Raw genomic sequence first — 22116 nt, 5'->3', positions numbered from 1 at the left:
CCCCTGCTTAGTCCGTGGTAGCGGCTTTTGGTTCGCTCTTGTCGAGTAGAGCCTCGAACGCCGCCAATGACTTGCTGACGGTTGGATGTGTAATCCCCAGCAGCTCGCCGGTCCTTCTGAGAGAGTAGCCGAGCTGGCGCACAAAAATCCAGACCAGCCTGTCACGAGTCTTATGGTCGAGCGCCGCCGCTTCGCGAAGCCGAGTAGATGACCAAGCAACTAGGCGATCCTCTAGTCCCGCCGTTGAACCAGTGCTGATAATTGACTTCCGCGCGACTGCCTTGATTAGGGACTCGCAAGTCGAATGAGACTCACCCTCGGTTGCAACCGCGAGAGCTTCAACTGCACCTTCTGACAATCCAGCGAACTGGACGGTGGGAAGAGCCTTAATGAGGGCCAATCGTTCTAACGCGCTCGGTAAATCGAACTCGATAATTGTGTCAAACCGCCGCATGACTGCCCGATCTAATAGTTCGGGATGGTTGGTCGCGGCGAGGAGAATGCTGCTATTTGAACTGTGTTTGTGATCAAGCTGCTGCAGAAGGACATTAACGAGGCGCTTAAGCTCACCAACATCTGCCTCGTCAGATCGCCGTTTGGCGAGGGCATCGAATTCGTCGAGGAGGAGCACGCATCTATCTCGGCCCGCCTCTTCGAGTGCAGTAGCTAGGTTTTGGCCTGTCCGGCCCAGGTAGCTCGACATCATTGCTGCCAAGTCGACAGTTTTTAGTTCGAGGTCAAGTCGCGCAGCAATGTACGACGCCGAAAGTGTCTTACCGACGCCGGGTGGGCCAATCAGCAGGGCGCTTCGAGAAGGGCTCAAGCCAGCGGCTTCTAGGCTGGAATGAGCAGTCTGCTCGGCAATGAATTGGTTAACTGCCTCGGTCGTCCGAGCGTTAAGTATTGGTTGGTGAAGAGCGGGGCTACTGGTCCACAGCAGTCCCGACGGAGGGGTAGTGACCTCATCGGTGAGGCGGCGACGTCGAGGTGACGGAGCTTCTGTCTTGGTCGCGTTCGTGGGCGACGCAGCCCACCGCAGCCCAGCGCTAGCCGGTGTGGGGGCCGCCGTCAAGACGGCCTGTAGTTCAGCCCGCAGGGACTCAGGATGGGAGCTGTCGCGGGGCGGGGTTCGGATCAGCCGTCGGCAGAGTTGTCGGAGCCCTGCGCTGTCGGCTGCCAAGCCCACGCGCAGGACGTCAACGATGACCTTCTCTGTTGGATCAAGCTTTACCTGCTCGCCCCGACCGCCCATGGGCGCAGCTTACCAGAGCAAGCTGCGCCCTGACCAGGCTTTAAGTCTGTCGTGGTAACGGTACCACGTCGATCGCTCTACTTCTTACCAGTCTCATCGTCGTCGAAGTTCCACTGAGCGCGGACCTCGAAGGTTGCCTCGCCGGAAGCTTTGGTGATCAAGGGGATTCCACCCTCCGCGCTCAGGGAGACTCCGAAGGTCAGCTCAAGCTCATCAGGGCGGGCAGCTTTCAGGCCCGACGTCACCTTTGAGACGACCTGCTGGCAAGCCTGGACGATCGTGTCGCCCACCGCATCGAGGTCGATCAGATCGTCGGCGGCGGGTGGCCTTCGTCCGCGGAGCGCGCTGACGTCCGCGGCCTCACCGGGCACGACCTCGATCATGAACGCTGGCTTGTCATCCTCGCCACGGACTGCACGGTGCACTCGTTGCCTCCAGGAGTCGTTCTAGAGCTGGTGCATGATCGTGTCAGAGCGCCTACGGACAGTCGCGCGCGACACGTCTTCGGGAGGACTGGTATCGCTCCGGACGGTCGGTCGCTTCACAGACAGTGTCCGTCTCTGGCTGCGGAGAACTTTCTGTACGTCTTCAAGCCGGCCCTGGCGGGCCGGGGCGCAGCCCTCCATGCGCGCTCGGCCTTGCCGCTCCGCTCCCGGCCGGCGCGCCCGGGCAGCGCCAGGACCAGAACCGGGGGAGACGCAGAAGGCTCCGGGCCGACAGAAGCGCCAGCTCGTCCATGCCAATCGTCAACGACCGGGCCGACCGCATCAAGGCCGCTTCGCGCACCACGACACCGGCCCCGCCCAGGCTCCCGAGGATTGAGCACCCTGAGAGGAAGGGGCGGGACCGGCGCCGCGGTGTTCCAGCCTTGACACGGCCGACCCGGTCGATGAGGCGGCCAGGACGACGGGCAAGGCCCCGGAGTGAGCAGGTGGGAGAGCGCTAGGTCAGCGAGGTGCAGCTGTAGCCGAAGCTGTAGCAACGGGGTCGGTACCAGGCGCACGGATCGGGACGCCGATGCAGGTCAGCGGGACGCGCTGAACGCCTACGGACTCAGGGATCACGCGCGACCGTGCCTGAAAAGCGGAAGGTCGGCGGTTCGACCCCGCCCCTGGCCACACCTTCTCCCATGGCTTGCGTCCTGCGCGGGCCGCTTCTTCTTTCCGGGCCATGATCTCCCGTCGTGGACCGGCGCGGTCGGACATCGACTCGTCCGGCCCACGACCGCTGATCGCGACCAACCTCACGCACCCGCCGCCGGGCGGAGCCTCCCGCACCCGCCGCCGGTCATCTCGCCGAGTCTCAACGCGGACTTCAACGACACGGTCGAAGACATGGACAGCGACGAGCTGAGCCGGACGATCCTCACGACCTGCCCCGGGGCGGTGGTGCTCGAGGCCGCCGGAGACCTGTTCTTCGTCCACGATCCCGAGGGCGCCCTGCCCGACGAGCGGGAGCAGCCCTTCGCCACGATCGTGACCGGCGACCGCTACGACGACGTCTCGGACATGGACCGCCCCGGCGTGTACCGGCTCAATGTCGAGGTGTCGAAGGCCCGCTACGGGCAGCTCGATCTCGGCACGGACCTCACCGCCGACGACGTGTTCCTGCCGCACCCGGTCTACGCGTCGCAGCACTGGATCTGCGTGCTCAACCCGGGACCGCGCACCGCCGGCCTGATCTACGAGCTGATCGTCGAGGCCCACGGGCTGGCCCGGCGGAAGGTCGACAACTGGCGGGCCCGTCGGGCGACGACGGCCGCCGGGGCGCCGAACCAGCGCTCGAGCGCCTCAGCCGGCTCTGCGGGGTCCGGGTCCGGGTCCGACGACGCCCGGGCGACGTAGGAGTCCGGCTCACCCTCGACGGTCAGCGCCGGCCCGTACCGCGGCGGGAGTACGGCGGCCCGTCGACCCGCGACCGGTGCGGTAGAGCCCGTGCCCGCCGTCGCCCGATTCGCCCGCGCCCCTGCGCTGCGACCCTCGGGACACCGCACCGAGGAGGGGACATGACGACCGTGACCGCCCGCCCGCGCGCCGGGCGCGACCCGATCCGCCTGCCCGTGCCGCGCCGAGTGCGCCTGGGCCTGCTCGTGGTGCACGTCGTCGCGACGGCGGCCTGGATCGGTCTCGACGTCGCCCTCGCGGTCCTGGTCCTCGTGCCGATGTTCGACCCGTCGTGGACCGCGGCCTGCCATCAGGTGCTGCCGCTGCTGTTCTGGCCGCTGCTCACCGTGGCGCTGCTGAGTCTGGTCAGCGGGACCGCGCTGGGGTTGGTCACGCGCTGGGGGCTGGTCCGGCACTGGTGGGTGGCGATCAAGCTGGTGATGAACCTGCTGCTCGTGACCCTGATCGTGGTGCTGCTGCGACCCGGGCTGGAGGACGCCGGGCGGCACGGTCGGGCCCTCGCCGCGGGCCTGCCCGATGCCGTCGAGGTCCCGCGGCTGTTCATGCCGCCGAGCGTGTCGGTCGCCCTGCTGGTCGTGGCCACCGTGCTGTCCGTGTGGAAGCCGCGCGGCCGGGTCCGGAAGGCCTGATCAGCCGACGTGCCGGATCCGCGGCCACAGCGCGGTCCAGCTCGCCACGGGGTCCCGGCACACCCACACGGTCCGGCCCTGCTCCTGGTTGTCGAGGCCCACGCCGTTGTCGATCACCGCGGCCGGCTCCACCGAGATGAACCATTGCCGCAGGGCCGTGGGTCCGTGGCCGACGGCCACGACGACGGAGGTGTCGTCGGGCGGCGGCCCCCAGTCGGCGTAGGAGTTGTGCCCGCTGACCACCGGGACATTCGGCGCGAACCGCTGCACCGCCCCGGCCTCGCCGTCGTTGCCCGTCAGCAGCACGGTCCCGGGTGGTTGCGCGGCGACCACTTCGGCGACCGTCGCGACGAACTCCGGCCACCCCACCGTCTCACCCGACGTCGGCCACCATCGCCGTGACCGGGGTGTTCTTCAGCTCGGCGACCGGCACGACGGGCAGCATCAGCACGGCGTTGGTCAGCGCGCTCAGCGCGAGGGCACCGGCGAGCAGGCCGGCCCGCCCGGCCCGCGCCCAGCGCAGGACCGGGGCCGCGCCCGCGGCCAGCAGCACGGGGTAGAGCCCGCAGAGGTAGTAGGGCTTGCCGCCGGTGGCCATGACGAGCACCGCCAGCACCGCGCAGGCGACGGGGGGTTCTGCAGCCCGATGCCCGCGGCGAGCCCGACGAGCAGCCACCGCGGGCCCGCCCGTGGGCAACGCCCGCACCGCGAGCCGGGCGGTCACCGCCCACACGAGCAGGTCGCACGTGGTGGTCGAGAGCAGGTGGCCGGTCTGCAGCACGATCGCCGAGACCGCGACGCAGCCCGCCGCCAGGGCCTGGGCGCCCCGGCGGCCGCCGAACTCGCGGGCCAGCAGGGCGGTGACCACCACGAGCAGGCCCATGAACAGGGCGCGCGCAGTTGTGTGCTCGGTCGCACTAGGTGACCGCATCTCGTCCACCGGCGGCACCTCCACCCGGCCGGAGCGCTGTGTTGCGGATTCGGGAGCCGTGCCCGATCGGGGTGCACTCATCCCCGTGTCGGGAAGCCTTCGTCACGAAGCGTGACACTGCCAAAGGATATGCGGCCGAACGGGTCATGATTCACTTCAAAGAGTGACCACCTGCGGATGGATGAGGTTGACATTCGCAGCGGACCATGCCGGAAGAGAGCAATATCCTCACCGAAAGTAATACCATTCACACGATGGTGGTAGATGGCTCGGTAGTTCGGTCGGGGGCCGGATAGCTTTTCCGTCATCAGCGGGGCTCCCCAAGTCACACGCTGAAACACGATGGGTCCACCAATCGGATCCCCGTACGTAACAGGAGAAGCACTGTGCTGAAGAAGGCTGGGATCGTCACCGTCGGCGTCGCTGCGAGCCTCGTTGCGGTGTCCCCGCTCGCGTTCGCCGGTGAGAAGGGCCACGGCCACCACGAGGCCGACAAGGACATCAAGAACGTCGGTGTGATCAGCGACGGCGGCTCGTCCGCCAACGGCCTCATCGCCGTGAACGCGCTGAACGACGCCGAGGTCCTCAAGAACGTCAACGTCTGCGGCGTGGACGTCGACGCGGCCCTCAGCGTGCTGGGCATCCTGGGCGGCCAGGCCGTCAACGACGCCGCCCCGAACAGCACCTCGTGCGACGCCGGGGACGTCCAGGGCATCTGGCAGAAGTGACGCGCTGAACTCAGCGTCCCACCGGGGATGACGCACCGGACCCGATTTCCCGGGTCCGGTGCGTCCCTGCGTTCTCGGCCCTCTCCCCGTCGCGCCCCAGGCGTTTTCGTCGGTGTCGCGGAAACGGCTCAGGAGCCGGGCGGGAGCTCCATCGGCAACCCGAAGAACTCGAACAGCTTGGCGTCGAGGAACGTGCTGATCCCGGCGATCCGGTCGTCCTCGATCCGCAGCACCTGCAGGCCCCACGGCCGGTGCACGCCGTCCGGGTGCAGGCGGTACTGCCCGAACGCCGGAGCGCCGTTGGCCGAGGTCGGCAGCATCCGCGAACCGCGGCACTCCGCACCCGGACCCAGCATCCAGGCGAGGATGTCGTCCCGGCCCTTGAGCCAGAGCTCGAGCGGCGGCATGTTCTGCTCGGCGTCCTCGTGCAACAGCGCCACCAGCGCTTGCATGTCGTAGCTCTCGAACGCGGCCACGTACTTGGCGAGCAGCTCCACGTGGTCCTCGGGCGGCGGGGAGGCCGCCGCCTCGTCCGCCTCGCCGATCCCGCGGTCGTCGAGCGTGGCCCGCGCCCGCTGCAGGGCACTGTTGACCGACGCCACCGACGTGCCGAGCAGCTCGGCCACCTCGGCCGCCTTCCAGCACAGCACCTCGCGCAGGATCAGCACGACCCGCTGCTTCGGCGGCAGGTGTTGCAGCGCCGCCACGAACGCGAGGCGGATCGACTCCCGGGCCACCGCGGTGTCCGCCGGGTCCGACCCCGACGGGGTGACCCGCGCGTCGGGCATCGGCTCGAGCCACGTGTCGTCCGGCAGCGGCTCGCGCAGGTTCTCCACCCTCGGCTCGGACGGGCCCCCGAAGTCCATCGGCACCGCCCGGCGTTTGCGCCCGTTGAGCGCGTCGATGCAGACGTTCGTGGCGATGCGGTACACCCACGAGCGCAGCGAGGAGCGCCCGTCGAACTTGTCCAGGGCCCGCCAGGCCCTGATCATCGTCTCCTGCACCGCGTCCTCGGCCTCGAACGAGGAGCCGAGCATGCGGTAGCTGTAGCCGGTCAGCTCGCCGCGGAAGCGCTCGAGCTGCGCCTCCAGCTCCGCGCGGTCCGGTGGCGTCGACACCGCGGCCGACGTGGTCGTCGTCGCGCTCATGACCCGGGTCCCCCCTCGGCTCGGCGGGCCGGGGTGGGAGTCTCCGGCCTCACCCCGAGAGTGTGCCCGCTCCCCCCGACAAAATCAGGTGCGTATCGGCGACCCGTCCGTATCCGGTGGCCCGGCGGCAGGACGGGCACCGTCGGGGGACGGTCGTCGACGCGCCCCGTGATCTCGCGAGGACCCCGCGTGACCTTTGCCCGTGCCCGCCCCCGGCGTCCGGGGCGCCGAGGGCGGGCACTCGGCGCCCCGGACGCTCGCGGCGTGGACCGCCGCGGAGCGCGCCTCCTCCTACCGGCCGCTGGGGGAGCTCATTTGACCGTGTAGCCGGCGTCGACCGGCAGCGTCACCCCCGTGATGTAGCGGGCCTCGTCCGAGGCGAGGAAGAGGATCGCGTTGGAGATGTCGATCGGCTCGACCCACGGCACCGGCAGCGCGTTCGTCGACTCGAAGATCGGGGCGGCGGACTCCCGGGTCGGGTTCGGGTTCTCCGGGTCGAACAGGCCCCAGGTCTTCTCGTTCTGGATCATGACCGTGTCGACGCCCGTCGGGTGCACCGTGTTGCAGCGGATGGAGTGCGCCGCGAACTCGTTCGCGATCGTCCGCATGATCCCGACGACGCCGTGCTTGGCCGCCGTGTAGTGCACCGTGTTGGGCGTGCCCTTGAGCCCCGCGGTGGAGCTGGTGATCACGATCGAACCGCCGCGGCCGCCCTCGACCAGGTGGGGCAGCGCGGCCCGGCAGGTGTTCCAGACGCCGGTGAGGTTGATGTCGATCATCTCGCGCCATGCGGCGTCGGTGAGCTCGAGCGCCGGCTGGATCTCGAAGACGCCGGCGTTGGCGCACACGATGTCCAGCCGTCCGAGCTCGGCGACCCCGGCGTCGACCGCGGCCTGCAGCGCGTCGGGGTCCCGGACGTCGGCCTTGGTGGTGAGCACCCGCCGGTCCAGCTCCTCGATCAGCCGCGCGGTCTCCGCCAGCTCCTCCTCGGTGGCCGGCGGGTACATCTCGATGCTCTTCACCGGCTCGCAGATGTCGACGGCGATGATGTCCGCGCCCTCCTGCGCGAGCCGGAGCGCGTGGCTGCGGCCCTGGTTGCGGGCGGCGCCGGTGACGAACGCGACCTTCCCCTCGACGCGCCCGGTCATCGGACCGTGAACCCGGCGTCGACGGGCAGGGTCGTGCCGGTGACGTAGCGGCCCTCGTCGGACACCAGCCAGGCGATGGCGTTGCTGACGTCCCGCGCCTCGATCACCGGGACGTCCATGAGGTTCGCCAGGGCGTCGCCGACGTCCGCGGACTCGGCCAGGAACTTCTCGACGACCGGGTTCACGATCATCGGCGTGTTGACGCCGGTCGGGTGCACGGAGTTGACCCGGATGTTGTGCGGCGCCAGCCAGTGCGCGAACGTCCGCATCAGCCCGACGACGCCGTGCTTGGCCGCGCAGTACCCGTCCATCGCGCCGCTGCCGTCGCCGCCCCGGCCGGTGAGGCCCTGGGTGGAGCTGGTCAGCACGATCGCGCCGCCCCGGCCCTGCTCGATCATGGTGGGCGCGGCCGCGTGCACGGTGTTCCAGACGCCCGTCAGGTTGATGTCGATCAGGGTGCGGAAGACGGCGGCCTCGTTCCCGTCCTCGGCCGTGCCGATCGACGCGATGCCGGCGTTCGCCAGCACGATGTCGACGCCGCCGAGGGCCGCGGCCCCGTCCGCCACCGCCGCGTTCAGGGCCTTCTCGTCGCGGACGTCGGCCACGTGGGCCACGATCCGGCGGTCGAGCTTCTCGACCTCCGCGACCGTCTCGTCCAGGTCCGCCCTGGACGACATGGGGTAGGCGACCGTCTCCACCTGCGCGCAGATGTCGACGGCGATGATGTCCGCGCCCTCCTCGGCGAGCCGCAGCGCGTGGCTGCGTCCCTGTCCGCGCGCGGCTCCGGTCACCAGGGCGACCTTGCCCTCCAGCTTGCCCACGTGTTGCTCCTCCCGGCGTCGTCGCCTTCGGCTGTCGACCGGTGGGTAGACGACCGGCCGCACTGCACCGGGCAGGTAACGCCGTGCCCGGTCGTACGATGACCTCGACGACGGGTGCCGCGTGAGCCCGGTCTCACCGGACGTTAGCCCGGCGTCCCCGGGCGGAGGAAGGGTCGATGTCCGCTGTTGCTGACGATCCCGGGGCGGGCACGCGTCGCGCCGGGCGCCGACCGGTGACGAGCCGCTCGGAGATCGAGCACATCGCCCTGGACCTGTTCAGCGAGCGCGGCTTCGACACCACCACGGTCGACGACGTCGCGCACGCCGCCGGGATCGGCCGGCGCACCTTCTTCCGCTACTACGCCTCGAAGAACGACGTCCCGTGGGGTGCGTTCGACGAGATGCTCGACCGCATGCGGGAGCGGTTCGCCGCGCTGCCTGCGGACGTGCCGGTCATGGAGGGCATCCGCGCCACGGTCCTCGACTTCAACGACGTCCCGGCGGACGAGCAGCCGTGGCACCGGCAGCGGCTGCGGCTGATCCTGGAGACGCCGACGCTGCAGGCCCACTCGACGCTGCGGTACGCGGAGTGGCGGCGGGTGGTCGCGGACTACGCGGGGGAGCGGCTGGGGCAGCCCGCCACCGCCCTGCTCCCGCGCACCCTCGGCCACGTCTGCCTCGGCGCCGCCCTCTCGGCCTACGAGCAGTGGCTCCGTTCCGAGAACGTCGAGCTCCGGGACCTCCTCGACGAGGTCATGCACGCCCTGGCGAACGGCTTCGCCGACACCCGCGTGAGCTGACCGCGAGTCGGGAGTTGTGCCACCGCGAGTCGCGCTGTGACCTCCCGCGAGTCGCGCTGTGACCTCCCGCGAGTCGCTCGGGCCGGCGCCACTGGTCGGCTAGTGATCGCTGCGGGCGGTGCGTGAGGGCTGCTCGGGCGACCGTCTCCGCACGCTCGTGGCGATCGTGAAGCGATGACCGCTGGTTGCGGTGCAGGGCGGCCGCAGGTGGCCGGTAGATACCGCAGGCGGTGATCATGGTGCGACTCACCAGCGCGGTTTTCGGTGCATAGCCGTTGGCGAGGCCTGCGAGTGGCCACGCCGACGCCGGGCCAGCCGCCACCACAGCACCGCGTTCTAGAGTGCGGACGTGACGCGGCCCGGTCGCCGAGGAGCCGGGCGACCGGGCCACGAGGTGTGCGGGTCTCGCTCAGCCGACCGGGGTCGTCGGAGCGGTGTCGCCCGGGGCTGCGGGCGCCGGGGCGGGCACCGCAGCCGCGGGGTCCGGGACCGGCGGGAGGGCCGGGTCGGGGACCGCGGGGAGGGCCGGGGCGGCGGGCGGTGCCGGGACGGCCGGGGCGTCGACCGGCAGCGCCGGGTCGACCGGCAGCGCACCGGGGTCGGGGACCGGCGGGAGGGCCGGGTTGGGCACCGCGGGCAGCGCGGGGTCGGCCGGGAGTGCGGGGACCGCGGGGGCGTCGACGGGCAGGGCCGGGTCGACGGGCAGGGCCGGGTCGACGGGGAGTGCGGCGCCCGGGTCGGGCACGGCCGGGGGGGCCGGCAGCGGCGGGAGCTGCGCGGGGTCGGCGGCGGTGACCTCCTGCTGAGCGGCCGGAGCAGCGGCAGCCGGGGCGCCCACCGCCGGAGCCGCCGCGGCCGGGTCAGCCGCCGCCGGGTCACCCACCGCCGGGACGGCGGCAGCGGGGTCGGCCGCCACCGGAAGGGCGGCCGGATCCGCCACCACCAAAGCCGCGGCGGGGTCGGCGGCCACCGGGAGGGCCGCGGCGTCGGACGGAACGGCCACCGGCACGGGGACCACGGCCGTCGGGTCCGGCGGGACCACCCCGCCGAGCAGGCCGGGGAGGAGACCCTGCAGGCCCTGCAGGACGTCGTTGAGCAGGCCGCCCACCGGCGTCTCCGGCACGGCCGGCACGACGGGTGCTACCGGTACCGCAGGGACGGCCGGCGCGGCGACGGGGGGCAGCTGGTCCGCGACGGGTGCGGCGGACGCCGTCCCCGCTCCGAGGACGGCGACGCTGCCGCCGGTCGCCACCGCGACGAGCGAGAGCGCGATCTTCTTCCGCACGGCAAGCCTCCTGATGATCACCCGGCGGGACGGGCGAATCATGCGAAGGCTGCGTCCGTGCTGACCAGAGCCCCACCTCGGGGCCGCCGTTACCGCACTCACGCTGTGTGAGAGCGATCGGGTCCAGCAACTCGAACCGGCGACCCCGATCCGGGTGGCACACCCGGCCGTCGTCCCACGGGCGGGCGACGACCCGCCCGGCCGAGCACGAGCCGACGTCACCCGAGGGCGTACGACTGCGATCACCCTCACCCGGTCGGGCGCGACGTCACCGACCGTGGAGCGCGGCGCCCCGATCGATCACGCGGCGTGCTCGACGGCGGTGGGGCGCGAGAGCCGGTCGAGGCGGCGGGTGGTCGGCCAGCGCACGGAGTGTGCCCACCCGAACACCTCGAAGATGCGGATCAGTCGGGCGGAGATGTCGACCTGCCCGGGCTTGGCGCCGTGCCGGGCGCAGGTGGGGTCGGCGTGGTGGAGGTTGTGCCAGGACTCGCCGAACGAGAGCAGGGCCAGCCACCAGACGTTGGCCGACCGGTCGCGCGCGGCGAAGGGGCGGTCGCCCCAGATGTGGCACACCGAGTTGATCGACCAGGTGACGTGGTGCAGCAGGGCCACCCGCACGAGACCGGCCCAGAACAATGCGGTCAGTGCGCCGCCGATCGACCAGGTCAGCAGCCCACCGAGCAGGCCCGGCAGCAGCAGGCTGGTGAGGGCGAACCACAGGAAGTTGTCGCCGATCCGCCGGACCGGGGCGTCGGCGAGCAGGTCGGGGGCGAAGCGGCGGGCGTTGGTCTTGTCCCGTTCGAGCAGCCAGCCCATGTGCGAGTGCCAGAAGCCCTTGACCAGCGCCTTCGGCCCGGTGCCGAACAGCCACGGCGAGTGCGGGTCGCCGTCCTTGTCGGAGTAGGCGTGGTGCCGGCGGTGGTCGGCGACCCAGGACACGACGCTGCCCTGCAGGGCCAGCGAGCCCGCGGCGGCGAGCGCGACCCGCAGCCCGCGGCGCGCCTTGAAGGAGCCATGCGTGAAGTGCCGGTGGTAGCCGACCGTCACGCCCAGCCCGCTGACCATGTAGAACACGACGAAGAGGGCCACGTCGACCCAACCGAGCCCCCATCCCCAGGCAACGGGGACCGCGGCCGCGACGGCCAGCAGCGGGACGATCATGAACGCGATGACGAGCACGTGTTCGAGGGTCGAGCGACGGCCTTCGGTGGCCGGCTCGGCGGCACGACTCTGCGGGCGGTCGGGGGCGAGGCTGGTCATACTGGCGCGCCTTCACACATCGAGGGGGCGGTCGGGGGAGGACCGGCTCCGGCCTCGTCGCGGCGGCGGGGGTCCGCCACGCGATCTGCTGTCGTGTCCGCCCTGCCGACCCGTCGCGATCGCGGCCGTAGGTCACGGTAGCGCAACGAACCGGACAAGGCCGGATTGCGGACACGTCGCACAGGCGGTCGGAAGATCGTCGACCGGCGCCACACCGGACCGTGGTAGCGTTCGCCCCGGTTGCAGTCGTGTCTTTCCTCGATCGTTGAGACAGCGTGCGTGGAACGTGTGACAGCGGGTTCCGCACGTGTGGTCGGGGACCTCTCCTCTTCCGCCGCCGGGCTCCGCGCAACCTCCGGCCGTCGGCATGTCGGCCGGATCCGTTCAGTGTGTGGGAGAAAAAAGCTATGCCGCAGGGCACCGTCAAGTGGTTCAACGCCGAGAAGGGCTTCGGCTTCATCGCCACCGACGACAACGGGCCGGACGTCTTCGTCCACTACTCGGCCATCCAGAGCAACGGCTTCCGGACCCTCGAGGAGAACCAGCGCGTCTCCTTCGAGGCCAGCCAGGGCGCCAAGGGCCCGCAGGCCGACTCGGTGACCCCGCTCTGAGCGGAATCTGAGTCTTCCCGCTGCCGGTGACCCCCTCGGGGTCGCCGGCAGCGGCGTTTCTAGAGGTCCTTCAGCCAGGCGCAGGTCAGCGCCAGGCCATCCTCGATCCCGCGTGGGGCGAAGCCGAGCGCGCGGGCGCCCGCGTCGTCGACGTGGACCGGCGGGAACCTGCCGTAGATCTCCGAACGCCGGGCGAAGGTCGAGGCGTCGGGCCCGAGCTCGGAGCCCGGCGGGAGAGCCCGGACCCGGTGCGGGGTGTCGAGCAACTCGGCGGCCCGGTTCAGCACCCGGCCGAACGGCGCCACCTCCCCGCACAGCACGTACCGGCGCCCCGGTTCGCCGCGGTCCAGGGCGAGCAGCACGCCCTCCGCGCAGTCCTCCGCCAGCACCCAGCCGATCGGGGCGTCGACGACCTCGGTGATCTCCCCGCGCGTCAGCGACCGCAACAGCCCGTTGTAGCTCTGCGGTCCGGCCGGGCTGGGGCCGTAGATGCTGACCGGCACCGCGATCGACGCGTCGATCCCCTCGGCGTCGAGCACCAGTGCGTCGGCCTCGGCCTTGGCCCGCGAGTAGGGGTCGGTGAGGACGGGCGGGCCGGGAGACCGCTCGCCGACCAGTCCCGACGCGTCCATCACCGCCGCGCTGCTGCTCACGTGCACGAGGCGGCGCACCCCGGCTCGGCGCATCGCCGCGAGCAGGGCCCGGGTCCCGTCGACGTTCGCGGCCCGGATCGCCTCCGGGGCGCCGCCGACCAGCCCGGCCAGGTGCAGAACCCCGTCGACGTCGTTCAACGCGGCCTCGAGCGAGCCCGCGTCGTCGAGCCGCCCGAGGGCCGTCGGGACGCCTTCGGGCAGTACGGCGGCCGCCCGGGCGGCATCGCGCACCAGCGCGCGCACCGGCCGGTCGCGACGCGCCGACAGGGCGACGAGCGTGCTTCCCAGGAACCCGGTGGCGCCGGTGACGAGCAGCATGGCCCCATCATCGCCGCACGGCCGTTCGCCGTGCACCCGTGCGCCGATCGGTCGCAACCTCGAACGGAGTAGCCGCCGGGCCCCGGCCGCCGACCGGTCGGCCGCTGCCCACCGGCGGGTGACCGGCCGGTGGGCGGTGGTCCGGGCCACTCACCTCTGGGTCCCGTGCGGTCACCGCGAGCGACCGGTTAACGCGAACCCCGGGCCCGCCGATGGTGTTGCATGTGATGTGAGCGATGCCCGGGAGGGCACGCCGGGTCACGGGTGAGCGGTACGGAAGAGGAGATGAGCCGGATGTCGTGGTGGGACAGCTACCGGGCCGTCTACGGCGCGGAGCTGCGGGCGGCCGCCGTCGAGTACGTCGAGCACGGGTGGCCGCTGGTGCCGGGCCCGGGTTCGGAAGTCCTGCTCGACACCGGGACCGTGCTCGACGTGATCGAGGTCCCCGCGGAGATCGGCCGTCAGGTGTGCGCCACGCTGCGTGACCGCGGGATGGTCGTCCCGGTCGCCGCGACCCCGCAGGACACGTGGTGGTTCCCGATGACCCCGAACCACGAGCTGCCCGCGGAGCTGTCCCTGCACACGGACGTGGTGCTCCACACGGACGGCATCGGGGTGCTCGCCCCGCCGACCGAACGGCCCGACGGCTGGGTCCAGTGGCGGGTGCGCCCCTCCTTCACCGGCTACGAGGTGCCCGAGGCCGCGCTGATCGTCGAGGCCGTGCAGGCCGCCGTCCGCCGGCGGTCCGCGCCGGTGCGGCAGCCGGAGCCGGTCGTGCGGGCCGGCCGCCAGGGCTGAGCCGCTCCCCAGGACCCGGCCGGGTCCGGCGGATGACCGTCGGACCCGGCCGTCGCCATCTCGGGGAAGCCGTTTCTCAGGTTCGCCGCCACGCCGGCTTCGGTCGACGGGCACTATGAACCCGTGAGTTCCGACCGTGCCCTCGCCACCGCGCCGTCGCGGCCCGCCGGCGGCAGCAGCATCCCGGCCGGGCTGGGCCTCGGCCCGGAGGCCGAGGCCCAGAAGCGCCGCGACCTGCGCAGGATGAAGCTCGTCGCCACCGGGTTCCTGTTCGGCGCGACGGTCGTCTTCTTCGTCATGCGGTACCTGGAGCTGCAGGGCCAGGCGTGGGCGGGCTATGTGCGTGCCGCCGCCGAGGCCGGGATGGTCGGCGCGCTGGCGGACTGGTTCGCGGTCACGGCGCTGTTCAAGCGGCCGCTCGGCCTGCCGATCCCGCACACCGCGATCATCCCGCGCAAGAAGGACACGATCGGCGACAGCCTCGGCGACTTCGTCGGCGAGAACTTCCTGTCCGAGGACGTGGTCCGCGAGAAGCTCGGCCGCGTCGAGGTGTCGCACCGGGTCGGCAGCTGGATCGGGCAGCCGCAGAACGCCGAGCGGATCACCGCCGAGCTGGCGACCGCGGCCCGCGGCCTGGTCACCGTGCTGCGCGACGACGTCGTCCAGGACCTGATCGAGCAGGTCCTGGTCCGCAAGCTGCTGGAGAAGGAGGTCGGGCCGCCGCTCGGCAAGATCCTCGAGGGGATCCTCGACGACGGCGCCCACCGCCACCTGGTCGACCTCGTCTGCGACCGCGCCTACGACTGGGTCACGGCCAACCAGGAGATGGTGTTGCGGGTCGTGCACGACCGCGCCCCGATGTGGACGCCGCGGTTCGTCGACGACCTGGTCGCCGACAAGCTGTTCCACGAGGTCCAGGGGTACGCGTGGGCGGTCAAGACCGACCCGGAGCACCCGCTGCGGCACGCCGTCGACCGCTTCCTCGCCGAGTTCGCCCGCGACCTGCAGAGCGACCCGAAGACGATCGCGCGGGCGGAGCAGATCAAGCAGCAGATCGTCGACCACCCCGACGTGCAGAAGTTCATCGGGCAGGCCTGGGGCGTGGTCAAGACCATGATCCTCGACGCCGCGGAGGACCCGTCGAGCGAGCTGCGGGCGCGGGTGCGCGACGGGCTGGTCTCGCTCGGCGCCCGGCTGTCCGGCGACGCCGAACTGCGGGCCCGCCTCGACGGCTGGCTCGCCGACGCCGCGGGCTACGTGGTGCGGCACTACCGGCGCGAGATCACCACGCTGATCACGGACACCGTCGCCCGCTGGGACGCGGAGGAGACCTCCCGCAAGATCGAGCTGCAGGTCGGCCGCGACCTGCAGTTCATCCGGATCAACGGCACCGTCGTCGGCGCGCTGGCCGGGCTGGTGATCTACACCGTCTCCCAGCTGGTCTTCTGACGCCTCGAGTGGGACGGACGCGAGGAGACAACTCGCCCGTCACCCGCCCACCGTCGTCCGCCGACCGTCGACGATCGTGACGAGGCCCACGCCACCAGCGCAAGCAGATCGCTTGCACGAGCTAGCAGGGGTCCGTAGCGTCGATCGTGTACGGGGGAGGTGAGCGCATGTCGGAGGACAAGCCGTTGATCGACCAGGCCGTGGGCCAGGTCGGTCACGTCGTCGAGAAGACCGTGGACGACATCGGCTCCTACATCCGCTCCCAACGGGAGGCCGCCCAGGTCTCGCTGCGGCAGCTCGCCCGGACGGCCGGCGTCAGCAACCCGTACCTCAGCCAGATCGAGCGCGGGCTCCGCAAACCGTCGGCCGAGATCCTGCAGCAGATCGCGAAGGGGCTGCGGATCTCCGCCGAGGCGCTCTACGTCAAGGCGGGGATCCTCGAGGAGCGGCCCGCCAGCGTCGTCACCGACGCGGTCCTCTCGGACGCCTCTCTCACGGAGCGTCAGAAGCAGGTTCTGCTCGACATCTACCAGTCCTTCCGGCGGGAGAACGACCTACAGGTCGATCCCGACGTCCCGACCGAACAGAGGAAGTGATCACCATGGCCGTGTCGCTGCCGACCGCCGCGGACGTCCGCAAGGTCCGCGAGCAGGCTGCCAAGTCCGCCGCCGAGCAGGCGGAGACCGTCAAGACGCCGCTGCTGGCCGTGCTGGGTGCCGGCGAGTACGCCTACTCGAGCATCCTCGGTGCCTACACCAACGCGAGGACCGCCGCGACCGCGCAGGCCGAGGCCGCGCAGAAGCTCGCCTCCGACCTGCCCGGCGAGATCCAGGACCTGCGCGGCAAGCTGACCAGCGAGGAGCTGCGCAAGCTCGTCGAGCTGTGGCGCGCCCGGGCGGAGAAGGCCTACGCCGACCTGGCCCGCCACGGTGCGGGCACGTGGACCGAGATCCGCAGGCAGCCGCAGGTCAAGCAGGCCTTCGGTCAGGTCGAGGAGCTCACCGGCAAGTTCGACGCCCGGGTGGACGCCTTCGTCGACGACGCGCACGACGCCGCGGAGAAGGCCCTCGCCACGCTGACCCGCCAGACCCGCTCGGTCGGCGAGAAGGTCGCCGTCCGCACCCAGCGGGCCGCCGACGAGGTCGCCGAGACCGTCACCGAGGTCTCCGCGGACGCGTCGAGGGCTGTCGCCGAGGCGGGCCGGGACGCCGCGCAGGCCGTCGACGAGGCCGGTGACGAGGCCGCCGCCACCACGCGCAGCACCACCCGCCGCGCGGCGAGCCGCACCGCCCCGAAGACCGAGCCCGCCCCGAGGACCGAGACCGCGCCGAGGAGCGAGACCCCGGCGGCGAAGGCCGCGGCCCCGGCGAAGACCGCCCCGAAGGACGCCACCCGCAAGCCGGCCACCCGGCGCACCGGCTCGGCCAAGTCCGACAGCTGACGCACCCGCGTCCCGACGGCCCCGGAGCACCTCGCTCCGGGGCCGTCGGTCTCTGCAGGGACACCGCTCACGGTGTGCGGGTATGTCCTGATCCCGCCGCCGCACGTAGTCTGGACCGGTGAACGTGTTCACCATGCTCGACCGCCTGGTGCTGTGCGTGATCGGCATCGTGGTCGCGGCGTGCTCGGGTTACGCCTTCGTGCACGCCGTCCGCCAGCGTGCCGACGCCTTCCAGGCGGCCAGCAAGCTGACCAAGAACGCCTGGCTGGGCATCACCGGTGCAGCGGCGCTGTTCCTGCTGGTCATCCCGATCTTCGGGGTGATCTCCTCGCCCAGCCTGCTCGGTGTCGTTGCCTCCTTCCAGGGGCTGCGCAGCGAGCTCACGCTGTTCTGGCTGGCCGGTACCGTCGCGATGCTGGTCTACCTGGTCGACGTCAGGCCGGCCGTCGTCGCCGCCTCCCGGGGTGGCAACAACTGGTGAGCGTGCTCGGCAGCCTGACCCCGCTCCCCGCCGCCGACCACCCCGAACTGCTCGCCGAACCCGTCGTCAAGGCGCTGTCGCGGCTGCCCGACGCGAGCGGTGTGCTGGTCGCGGAGATCGACCCCGACCTGGCCGACACCGCCGCCTTCTGCGAGGCCTACTCCTCCCCGCCCGAGTTCTCCGCGAACTGCGTGGTCGTGTCGGGTAAGCGCGCCGGCGAGGTCCGGTACGCCGCCTGCCTGGTCCTCGCGACCACGCGGGCGGACGTCAACGGCGTGGTCAAGCGCAGGCTGGACGTCCGCAAGGCCTCGTTCGCCCCGATGGCCGAGGCCGTGGAGCTCACCGGCATGGAGTACGGCGGGATCACCCCGCTCGGCCTGCCCGAGGGTTGGCCGCTGCTGATCGCACCCGAGGCCGCGACCGCCGCGGCGGTCGTCGTGGGCAGCGGGCTGCGGGGTTCCAAGCTCGCGGTCCCCGGCAAAGTGCTCACCGCCCTGCCGGGAGCCGAGGTCCTGGAGGGCCTTGCCCGGCCGGCCTGAGCCGCCCCTGCTCAAGGTTCCTGCGTTCGCCGACAGCGGACATAGTTGAACGCTGGAATGAGGCTTACGATGTAAGCGTTGACCCGGGCATGACACAGACGCTGAAGCTGCCGGTGCTTCCGCTGACCGACTCGGTGGTGCTGCCCGGCATGGTGGTGCCCGTCCGGCTCGACGCTCCGGAGGTTCAGGCGGCCGTCGACTCCGCGGGTACCGCGGAGAAGAAGGTCCTGGTCGTCCCCCGCCTCGACGGGAAGTACGCCGCGATCGGTGTGGTCGCGGTCCTGGAACAGATCGGCAGGCTCCCGAACGGGGAGCGCGCCGCCGTGGTCCGCGGTGAGACGCGGGCCCGCATCGGCTCGGGCGTGACCGGGCCGGGCTCGGCCCTGTGGGTCGAGGCCGAGACGGTCGACGACGGGGCCGTCACCGGCCGTACCCAGGAGCTGGCCAAGGAGTACAAGGCCCTGGTGATCGGGATCCTGCAGCAGCGCAACGCGTGGCAGGTGATCGACTCCGTCCAGCAGACGACGGACCCGGGACAGCTGGCCGATCTGGCCGGCTGGGCGAGCTGGCTCGACAACGCCCACAAGCTGGAGCTGCTCGCCGAGACCGACGTGACCCGCCGGCTGGAGAGGCTCCTCGAGTGGACGAAGGAGCACGTCGCCGAGCAGGAGGTCACCGAGAAGATCTCGCAGGACGTCCGGGAGGGCATGGAGAAGCAGCAGCGCGAGTTCCTGCTGCGCCAGCAGCTCGCGGCGATCCGGAAGGAGCTCGGCGAGGGCGACGGCGACGAGGAGGACGACTACCGCGCCCGCGTGGAGGCCGCCGACCTTCCCGAGCACGTCCGCAAGGCCGCGTTGACCGAGGTCGGCAAGCTGGAGCGGGCGAGCGACCAGAGCCCGGAGTCCGGCTGGATCCGCACCTGGCTCGACACGATCCTCGACATGCCGTGGAACGAGATCACCGTCGACACCGACGACCTGGTCGAGGCCCGGCGGATCCTCGACGCCGACCACGCCGGGCTCGACGACGTCAAGGAGCGGCTGGTCGAGTTCCTCGCCGTCCGCTCGCGGCGCACCCGCAAGGGGCTGGACACCGTCGGTGGCCGGGGCTCGGGTGCCGTGCTGGCGCTCGTCGGCCCGCCCGGCGTCGGCAAGACGTCGCTGGGCGAGTCCGTGGCGCGCGCGCTCGGCCGCACGTTCGTCCGCGTCGCCCTCGGCGGCGTGCGCGACGAGGCGGAGATCCGCGGCCACCGGCGCACCTACGTCGGCGCGCTGCCCGGCCGCATCGTCCGCGCGATCCGCGAGGCCGGCACGATGAACCCCGTCGTGCTGCTCGACGAGATCGACAAGGTCGGCAGCGACTACCGCGGCGACCCGTCCGCGGCCCTGCTCGAGGTGCTCGACCCGGCGCAGAACCACACGTTCCGCGACCACTACCTCGAGGTGGACCTCGACCTGTCGAACGTGTTGTTCCTCGCGACCGCGAACGTCGGCGAGGCCATCCCCGGGCCGCTCGCGGACCGGATGGAGGTCGTCACCCTCGACGGTTACACGGAGCAGGAGAAGATCGCGATCGCCCGCGACCACCTGCTGCCGCGGCAGGTCGAGAAGGCCGGCCTGGAGCCGACGGACGTCGAGTTCTCCGAGGTCGCGCTGGGCATGATCGCCGCCGAGTACACCCGTGAGGCGGGCGTACGGCAGCTGGAGCGGGGCCTGGCGAAGGTCCTGCGCAAGGCCGCCGTCGCGCTGGACTCCGGCACCGAGGCGCCGATCCACGTCGACGCCGACACCCTGGTCAAGTACCTGGGCCGGCCGAGGTTCACCCCTGAGTCGGCGGAGCGCACGTCCGTCCCGGGCGTGGCGACCGGCCTGGCCGTGACCGGCGCGGGTGGCGACGTCCTGTTCATCGAGGCCACCAAGATGGACGGCGACCCCGGGCTGACGATCACCGGCCAGCTCGGTGAGGTCATGACCGAGTCGGTGTCGATCGCCCTGTCCTACCTGCGCTCGCGCGGGCTGGCGGGTGACCTGGCGTCGAGGAAGCTGCACGTGCACGTCCCCGCCGGGGCGGTGCCGAAGGACGGCCCGTCGGCAGGCGTCACGATGACCACGGCGCTGGCCTCGTTGGCGAGCGGGCGTCCGGTGCGGTCGTCGGTCGGCATGACCGGCGAGGTCACGCTGCAGGGCAAGGTGCTCCCGATCGGCGGGGTCAAGCAGAAGCTGCTGGCCGCGCACCGGGCGGGCCTGAGCGACGTGATCATCCCGAAGCGCAACGAGCCCGACCTCGACGACCTGCCGGAGTCGGTCCGCGGCGCGCTCCGGGTGCACCCGGTCGCCGACGTGAGCGAGGTCCTCGAGATCGCGCTCGAGCCGGCGGAGCAGCACGCCGCCGCCTGACCTGCACCCACGATCCGGGACCGACCGACGGCGTCCCTTCCACGGGGAGGGGCGCCGTTCGGCGTTCTCGGGGTATCGGTGGCCGACGCCACACGCTCTTCCCTCCGGGTGGGGGTCCGAGACCGAGGAGGGGCGAATGACGAGCACGGCACGGTACGACGTCGAGGCGCTGCGGGCACGGACGAGCGGTCCGGTCCTCCTGCCGGGGGACGAGGGCTACGACGAGGCCCGGTCCGTCTGGAACGGGGAGATCGACAAGCGGCCCGCGGTGATCGCGCGCTGCACCGGCCCCGAGGACGTGGCCGCCGCTCTCGCGTACGCCCGCGAGGAGGGCCTCGAGGTGGCGGTGCGCGGAGGGGGGCACGGCTACTGGGGCGCGGCGGTGCCGGAGCGCGGCCTGATGATCGACCTGAGTCCGCTGGACTCCGTGGTCGTCGACCCGGTGGCGCGCCGCGCCCGGTGCGGTGGGGGCGCGAAGCTGGCGCAGCTCGACGCGGCCACGCAGGAGTTCGGCCTGGCGACGCCGGCCGGCACCGTGAGCCACACCGGGGTCGGCGGGCTGACGCTCGGCGGCGGATTCGGCTGGCTGACGCGGCTGCACGGCCTGTCGATCGACAACCTCGAGTCGGCCGAGGTCGTCCTGGCCGACGGCCGGTGCGTGCGGGCGAGCGCGACGGAGCACCCGGACCTGTTCTGGGCCGTCCGTGGGGGCGGCGGTAACTTCGGCGTGGTCACGCAGTTCGAGTTCCGCCTGCACCCGGTCGGGCCGATGGTGCACCTGGGGCTGCTGTTCGTGGAGCAGGAGCGCGCGGCTCACGCCCTCCGGACGGCGCGGGACCTCTTCGACGGTCTTCCCGACCGCACGAGTTCGGGCATCGCCTGCATCTCCGCCCCGCCGCTCCCGGCGGTCGCGCCGGAGCACCACTTCCGGCGCGGCGTCGGCGTGATCGTGATCGGCTTCGGCACCGCCGAGGAGCACGGGGCCGCGGTGGCACCCCTCCGGGAGGAGCTCGACCCGCTGTTCGAGGTGGTCACGCCGATCCCGTACGTCGGGCTGCAGCAGATGCTGGACGAGGCGTCGCCCTGGGGCATCCACTCGTACACGAAGGGGCTGTACCTCGACGCGATGCCGGACGAGGTGATCGACACCCTGACCGAGCGCCTGCCGGGCATGACCTCGCCGATGTCCGAGGTGCTGGTCTTCCCGATGGGCGGCGCCTACGCGGAGGTCGGCGACGACGACACGGCGTTCGGCGGCCCGCGCGACCTGCGTTACGTGATCGCCATCGAGGCGATCGCGCCGGACTCCGCGACCATGGCGGTCGACCGGCAGTGGGTCCGCGGGACGTGGGACGCGCTGCGCCCGGCCGCACTCGGCTCGGGCGCGTACGTGAACCTGATGGCCGAGACCCCGGAGGACGCCCTGCGCTCGGCGTACGGGCAGCGGAAGTTCGAGCGGCTCGCGCGGATCAAGGCGGAGTACGACCCGGGCAACGTCTTCCACGTCAACGCCAACATCAA

At 71.7% G+C, this 22116-nt stretch carries 23 protein-coding genes and 1 tRNA gene; 14 read left to right on the top strand and 10 right to left on the bottom strand.

Annotation, left to right across the window (positions count from 1 at the left end; all coding sequences use genetic code 11):
• Nucleotides 1-7: 7 nt before the first annotated feature.
• A complete protein-coding gene (locus ACL02T_RS29400) occupies nt 8-1252 on the bottom strand; it encodes an AAA family ATPase (RefSeq protein ID WP_412834049.1) in 1245 nt (414 codons plus the stop codon).
• Nucleotides 1253-1329: 77 nt separating this feature from the next.
• Nucleotides 1330-1635 carry a CU044_2847 family protein gene (locus tag ACL02T_RS29395; RefSeq protein WP_412834048.1) on the bottom strand — a complete coding sequence of 102 codons (306 nt, stop codon included), beginning with the start codon at nt 1633-1635 and terminating at the stop codon, nt 1330-1332.
• Nucleotides 1636-2273: 638 nt separating this feature from the next.
• Here ACL02T_RS29395 and ACL02T_RS29390 point away from each other — a divergent pair.
• The 3 genes from ACL02T_RS29390 to ACL02T_RS29380 all read left to right on the top strand — a co-directional run bounded on the left by ACL02T_RS29390 (nt 2274) and on the right by ACL02T_RS29380 (nt 3785).
• Nucleotides 2274-2370: transfer RNA gene (locus ACL02T_RS29390), tRNA-Phe, on the top strand.
• A 216-nt stretch (nt 2371-2586) separates the two neighbouring features.
• Complete coding sequence (locus ACL02T_RS29385) at nt 2587-3096, top strand: DUF6194 family protein (RefSeq protein ID WP_412834047.1); 510 nt, start codon at nt 2587-2589, stop codon at nt 3094-3096.
• A gap of 161 nt (nt 3097-3257) precedes the next feature.
• A complete protein-coding gene (locus ACL02T_RS29380; protein ID WP_412834046.1) occupies nt 3258-3785 on the top strand; it encodes a hypothetical protein in 528 nt (175 codons plus the stop codon).
• Here the strand turns inward: ACL02T_RS29380 and ACL02T_RS29375 are convergent, their stop codons facing one another.
• Both ACL02T_RS29375 and ACL02T_RS29370 read right to left on the bottom strand, forming a co-directional pair.
• Entirely contained in the window at nt 3786-4154 is a 369-nt protein-coding gene (locus ACL02T_RS29375) for a hypothetical protein (RefSeq protein ID WP_412834045.1), read from the bottom strand.
• Between the two features lie 4 nt (nt 4155-4158).
• Nucleotides 4159-4716, bottom strand: a complete 558-nt coding sequence (locus tag ACL02T_RS29370; RefSeq protein ID WP_412834044.1) for a hypothetical protein — start codon at nt 4714-4716, stop codon at nt 4159-4161.
• 386 nt (nt 4717-5102) lie between these two features.
• On the opposite strand from ACL02T_RS29370, the gene ACL02T_RS29365 reads away from it, so the two are divergent.
• Complete coding sequence (locus tag ACL02T_RS29365; protein ID WP_412834043.1) at nt 5103-5444, top strand: hypothetical protein; 342 nt, start codon at nt 5103-5105, stop codon at nt 5442-5444.
• 128 nt (nt 5445-5572) lie between these two features.
• Here the strand turns inward: ACL02T_RS29365 and ACL02T_RS29360 are convergent, their stop codons facing one another.
• The 3 genes from ACL02T_RS29360 to ACL02T_RS29350 all read right to left on the bottom strand — a co-directional run bounded on the left by ACL02T_RS29360 (nt 5573) and on the right by ACL02T_RS29350 (nt 8561).
• The gene (locus ACL02T_RS29360; protein ID WP_412834042.1) at nt 5573-6592 is read right to left on the bottom strand and encodes a sigma-70 family RNA polymerase sigma factor; all 1020 of its coding nucleotides are present in this window, start codon (nt 6590-6592) and stop codon (nt 5573-5575) included.
• Between the two features lie 311 nt (nt 6593-6903).
• Nucleotides 6904-7740, bottom strand: coding sequence for a mycofactocin-coupled SDR family oxidoreductase (locus ACL02T_RS29355; RefSeq protein ID WP_412834041.1), 837 nt, complete (start codon nt 7738-7740; stop codon nt 6904-6906).
• Nucleotides 7737-8561 (bottom strand): mycofactocin-coupled SDR family oxidoreductase, encoded by an 825-nt coding sequence (locus ACL02T_RS29350; RefSeq protein ID WP_412834040.1) that lies wholly within the window; start codon nt 8559-8561, stop codon nt 7737-7739. Before ACL02T_RS29350 ends, ACL02T_RS29355 begins: the two co-directional genes overlap by 4 nt.
• 176 nt (nt 8562-8737) lie before the next feature.
• Here ACL02T_RS29350 and mftR point away from each other — a divergent pair, with 176 nt between their 5' ends.
• On the top strand, nt 8738-9361 hold the full coding sequence (gene mftR, locus ACL02T_RS29345) for a mycofactocin system transcriptional regulator MftR (RefSeq protein ID WP_412834039.1): 624 nt from the start codon (nt 8738-8740) through the stop codon (nt 9359-9361).
• 409 nt (nt 9362-9770) lie between these two features.
• On the opposite strand, the gene ACL02T_RS29340 is transcribed toward mftR, so the two are convergent.
• Together ACL02T_RS29340 and ACL02T_RS29335 are read right to left on the bottom strand one after the other, a co-directional pair.
• On the bottom strand, nt 9771-10646 hold the full coding sequence (locus ACL02T_RS29340) for a hypothetical protein (RefSeq protein ID WP_412834038.1): 876 nt from the start codon (nt 10644-10646) through the stop codon (nt 9771-9773).
• 300 nt (nt 10647-10946) lie between these two features.
• Nucleotides 10947-11909 carry an acyl-CoA desaturase gene (locus ACL02T_RS29335; protein WP_412834037.1) on the bottom strand — a complete coding sequence of 321 codons (963 nt, stop codon included), beginning with the start codon at nt 11907-11909 and terminating at the stop codon, nt 10947-10949.
• Between the two features lie 407 nt (nt 11910-12316).
• Between ACL02T_RS29335 and ACL02T_RS29330 the strand changes: the two genes are divergently transcribed.
• Complete coding sequence (locus tag ACL02T_RS29330; protein WP_037051431.1) at nt 12317-12520, top strand: cold-shock protein; 204 nt, start codon at nt 12317-12319, stop codon at nt 12518-12520.
• Between the two features lie 59 nt (nt 12521-12579).
• On the opposite strand, the gene ACL02T_RS29325 is transcribed toward ACL02T_RS29330, so the two are convergent.
• Nucleotides 12580-13491: an NAD-dependent epimerase/dehydratase family protein gene (locus ACL02T_RS29325; RefSeq protein WP_412834036.1), complete on the bottom strand. Its 912-nt coding sequence runs from the start codon at nt 13489-13491 to the stop codon at nt 12580-12582.
• A gap of 285 nt (nt 13492-13776) precedes the next feature.
• Between ACL02T_RS29325 and ACL02T_RS29320 the strand changes: the two genes are divergently transcribed.
• From ACL02T_RS29320 to ACL02T_RS29285, 8 genes are all read left to right on the top strand, one after another.
• Nucleotides 13777-14289: a hypothetical protein gene (locus ACL02T_RS29320; protein WP_412834035.1), complete on the top strand. Its 513-nt coding sequence runs from the start codon at nt 13777-13779 to the stop codon at nt 14287-14289.
• Nucleotides 14290-14532: 243 nt separating this feature from the next.
• A complete protein-coding gene (locus ACL02T_RS29315; protein WP_412834102.1) occupies nt 14533-15738 on the top strand; it encodes a DUF445 domain-containing protein in 1206 nt (401 codons plus the stop codon).
• A gap of 167 nt (nt 15739-15905) precedes the next feature.
• Complete coding sequence (locus tag ACL02T_RS29310; RefSeq protein ID WP_412834034.1) at nt 15906-16334, top strand: helix-turn-helix domain-containing protein; 429 nt, start codon at nt 15906-15908, stop codon at nt 16332-16334.
• Nucleotides 16335-16339: 5 nt separating this feature from the next.
• Complete coding sequence (locus ACL02T_RS29305) at nt 16340-17179, top strand: hypothetical protein (RefSeq protein WP_412834033.1); 840 nt, start codon at nt 16340-16342, stop codon at nt 17177-17179.
• 133 nt (nt 17180-17312) lie between these two features.
• Nucleotides 17313-17660: a DUF2516 family protein gene (locus ACL02T_RS29300; protein ID WP_412834101.1), complete on the top strand. Its 348-nt coding sequence runs from the start codon at nt 17313-17315 to the stop codon at nt 17658-17660.
• Nucleotides 17657-18199, top strand: coding sequence for a YbaK/EbsC family protein (locus ACL02T_RS29295; RefSeq protein WP_412834032.1), 543 nt, complete (start codon nt 17657-17659; stop codon nt 18197-18199). Before ACL02T_RS29300 ends, ACL02T_RS29295 begins: the two co-directional genes overlap by 4 nt.
• Before the next feature lie 89 nt (nt 18200-18288).
• A complete protein-coding gene (lon, locus tag ACL02T_RS29290) occupies nt 18289-20595 on the top strand; it encodes an endopeptidase La (protein ID WP_412834031.1) in 2307 nt (768 codons plus the stop codon).
• 136 nt (nt 20596-20731) lie between these two features.
• Nucleotides 20732-22116: FAD-binding oxidoreductase (locus ACL02T_RS29285; RefSeq protein ID WP_412834030.1), on the top strand; the 1385-nt coding region annotated here is incomplete at its 3' end.

This window comes from Pseudonocardia oceanicola (assembly GCF_047200735.1).
Classification (GTDB): domain Bacteria; phylum Actinomycetota; class Actinomycetes; order Mycobacteriales; family Pseudonocardiaceae; genus Pseudonocardia.
This window is presented reverse-complemented; position numbering and strand designations above follow the sequence as displayed.

Bases quoted from the DNA above. Each gene is read 5' to 3' on its own strand.
- ACL02T_RS29300 (WP_412834101.1), top strand. From the start codon at position 17,313: ATGCTCGACCGCCTGGTGCTGTGCGTGATCGGCATCGTGGTCGCGGCG.
- ACL02T_RS29310 (WP_412834034.1), top strand. From the start codon at position 15,906: ATGTCGGAGGACAAGCCGTTGATCGACCAGGCCGTGGGCCAGGTCGGT.
- ACL02T_RS29355 (WP_412834041.1), bottom strand. From the start codon at position 7,740: ATGACCGGGCGCGTCGAGGGGAAGGTCGCGTTCGTCACCGGCGCCGCC.
- ACL02T_RS29380 (WP_412834046.1), top strand. From the start codon at position 3,258: ATGACGACCGTGACCGCCCGCCCGCGCGCCGGGCGCGACCCGATCCGC.
- ACL02T_RS29325 (WP_412834036.1), bottom strand. From the start codon at position 13,491: ATGCTGCTCGTCACCGGCGCCACCGGGTTCCTGGGAAGCACGCTCGTC.
- ACL02T_RS29395 (WP_412834048.1), bottom strand. From the start codon at position 1,635: ATGATCGAGGTCGTGCCCGGTGAGGCCGCGGACGTCAGCGCGCTCCGC.
- ACL02T_RS29320 (WP_412834035.1), top strand. From the start codon at position 13,777: ATGAGCCGGATGTCGTGGTGGGACAGCTACCGGGCCGTCTACGGCGCG.
- ACL02T_RS29330 (WP_037051431.1), top strand. From the start codon at position 12,317: ATGCCGCAGGGCACCGTCAAGTGGTTCAACGCCGAGAAGGGCTTCGGC.
- lon (WP_412834031.1), top strand. From the start codon at position 18,289: ATGACACAGACGCTGAAGCTGCCGGTGCTTCCGCTGACCGACTCGGTG.
- ACL02T_RS29400 (WP_412834049.1), bottom strand. From the start codon at position 1,252: ATGGGCGGTCGGGGCGAGCAGGTAAAGCTTGATCCAACAGAGAAGGTC.
- mftR (WP_412834039.1), top strand. From the start codon at position 8,738: ATGTCCGCTGTTGCTGACGATCCCGGGGCGGGCACGCGTCGCGCCGGG.
- ACL02T_RS29335 (WP_412834037.1), bottom strand. From the start codon at position 11,909: ATGACCAGCCTCGCCCCCGACCGCCCGCAGAGTCGTGCCGCCGAGCCG.
- ACL02T_RS29315 (WP_412834102.1), top strand. From the start codon at position 14,533: ATGAAGCTCGTCGCCACCGGGTTCCTGTTCGGCGCGACGGTCGTCTTC.
- ACL02T_RS29360 (WP_412834042.1), bottom strand. From the start codon at position 6,592: ATGAGCGCGACGACGACCACGTCGGCCGCGGTGTCGACGCCACCGGAC.
- ACL02T_RS29305 (WP_412834033.1), top strand. From the start codon at position 16,340: ATGGCCGTGTCGCTGCCGACCGCCGCGGACGTCCGCAAGGTCCGCGAG.
- ACL02T_RS29385 (WP_412834047.1), top strand. From the start codon at position 2,587: ATGGACAGCGACGAGCTGAGCCGGACGATCCTCACGACCTGCCCCGGG.
- ACL02T_RS29370 (WP_412834044.1), bottom strand. From the start codon at position 4,716: ATGCGGTCACCTAGTGCGACCGAGCACACAACTGCGCGCGCCCTGTTC.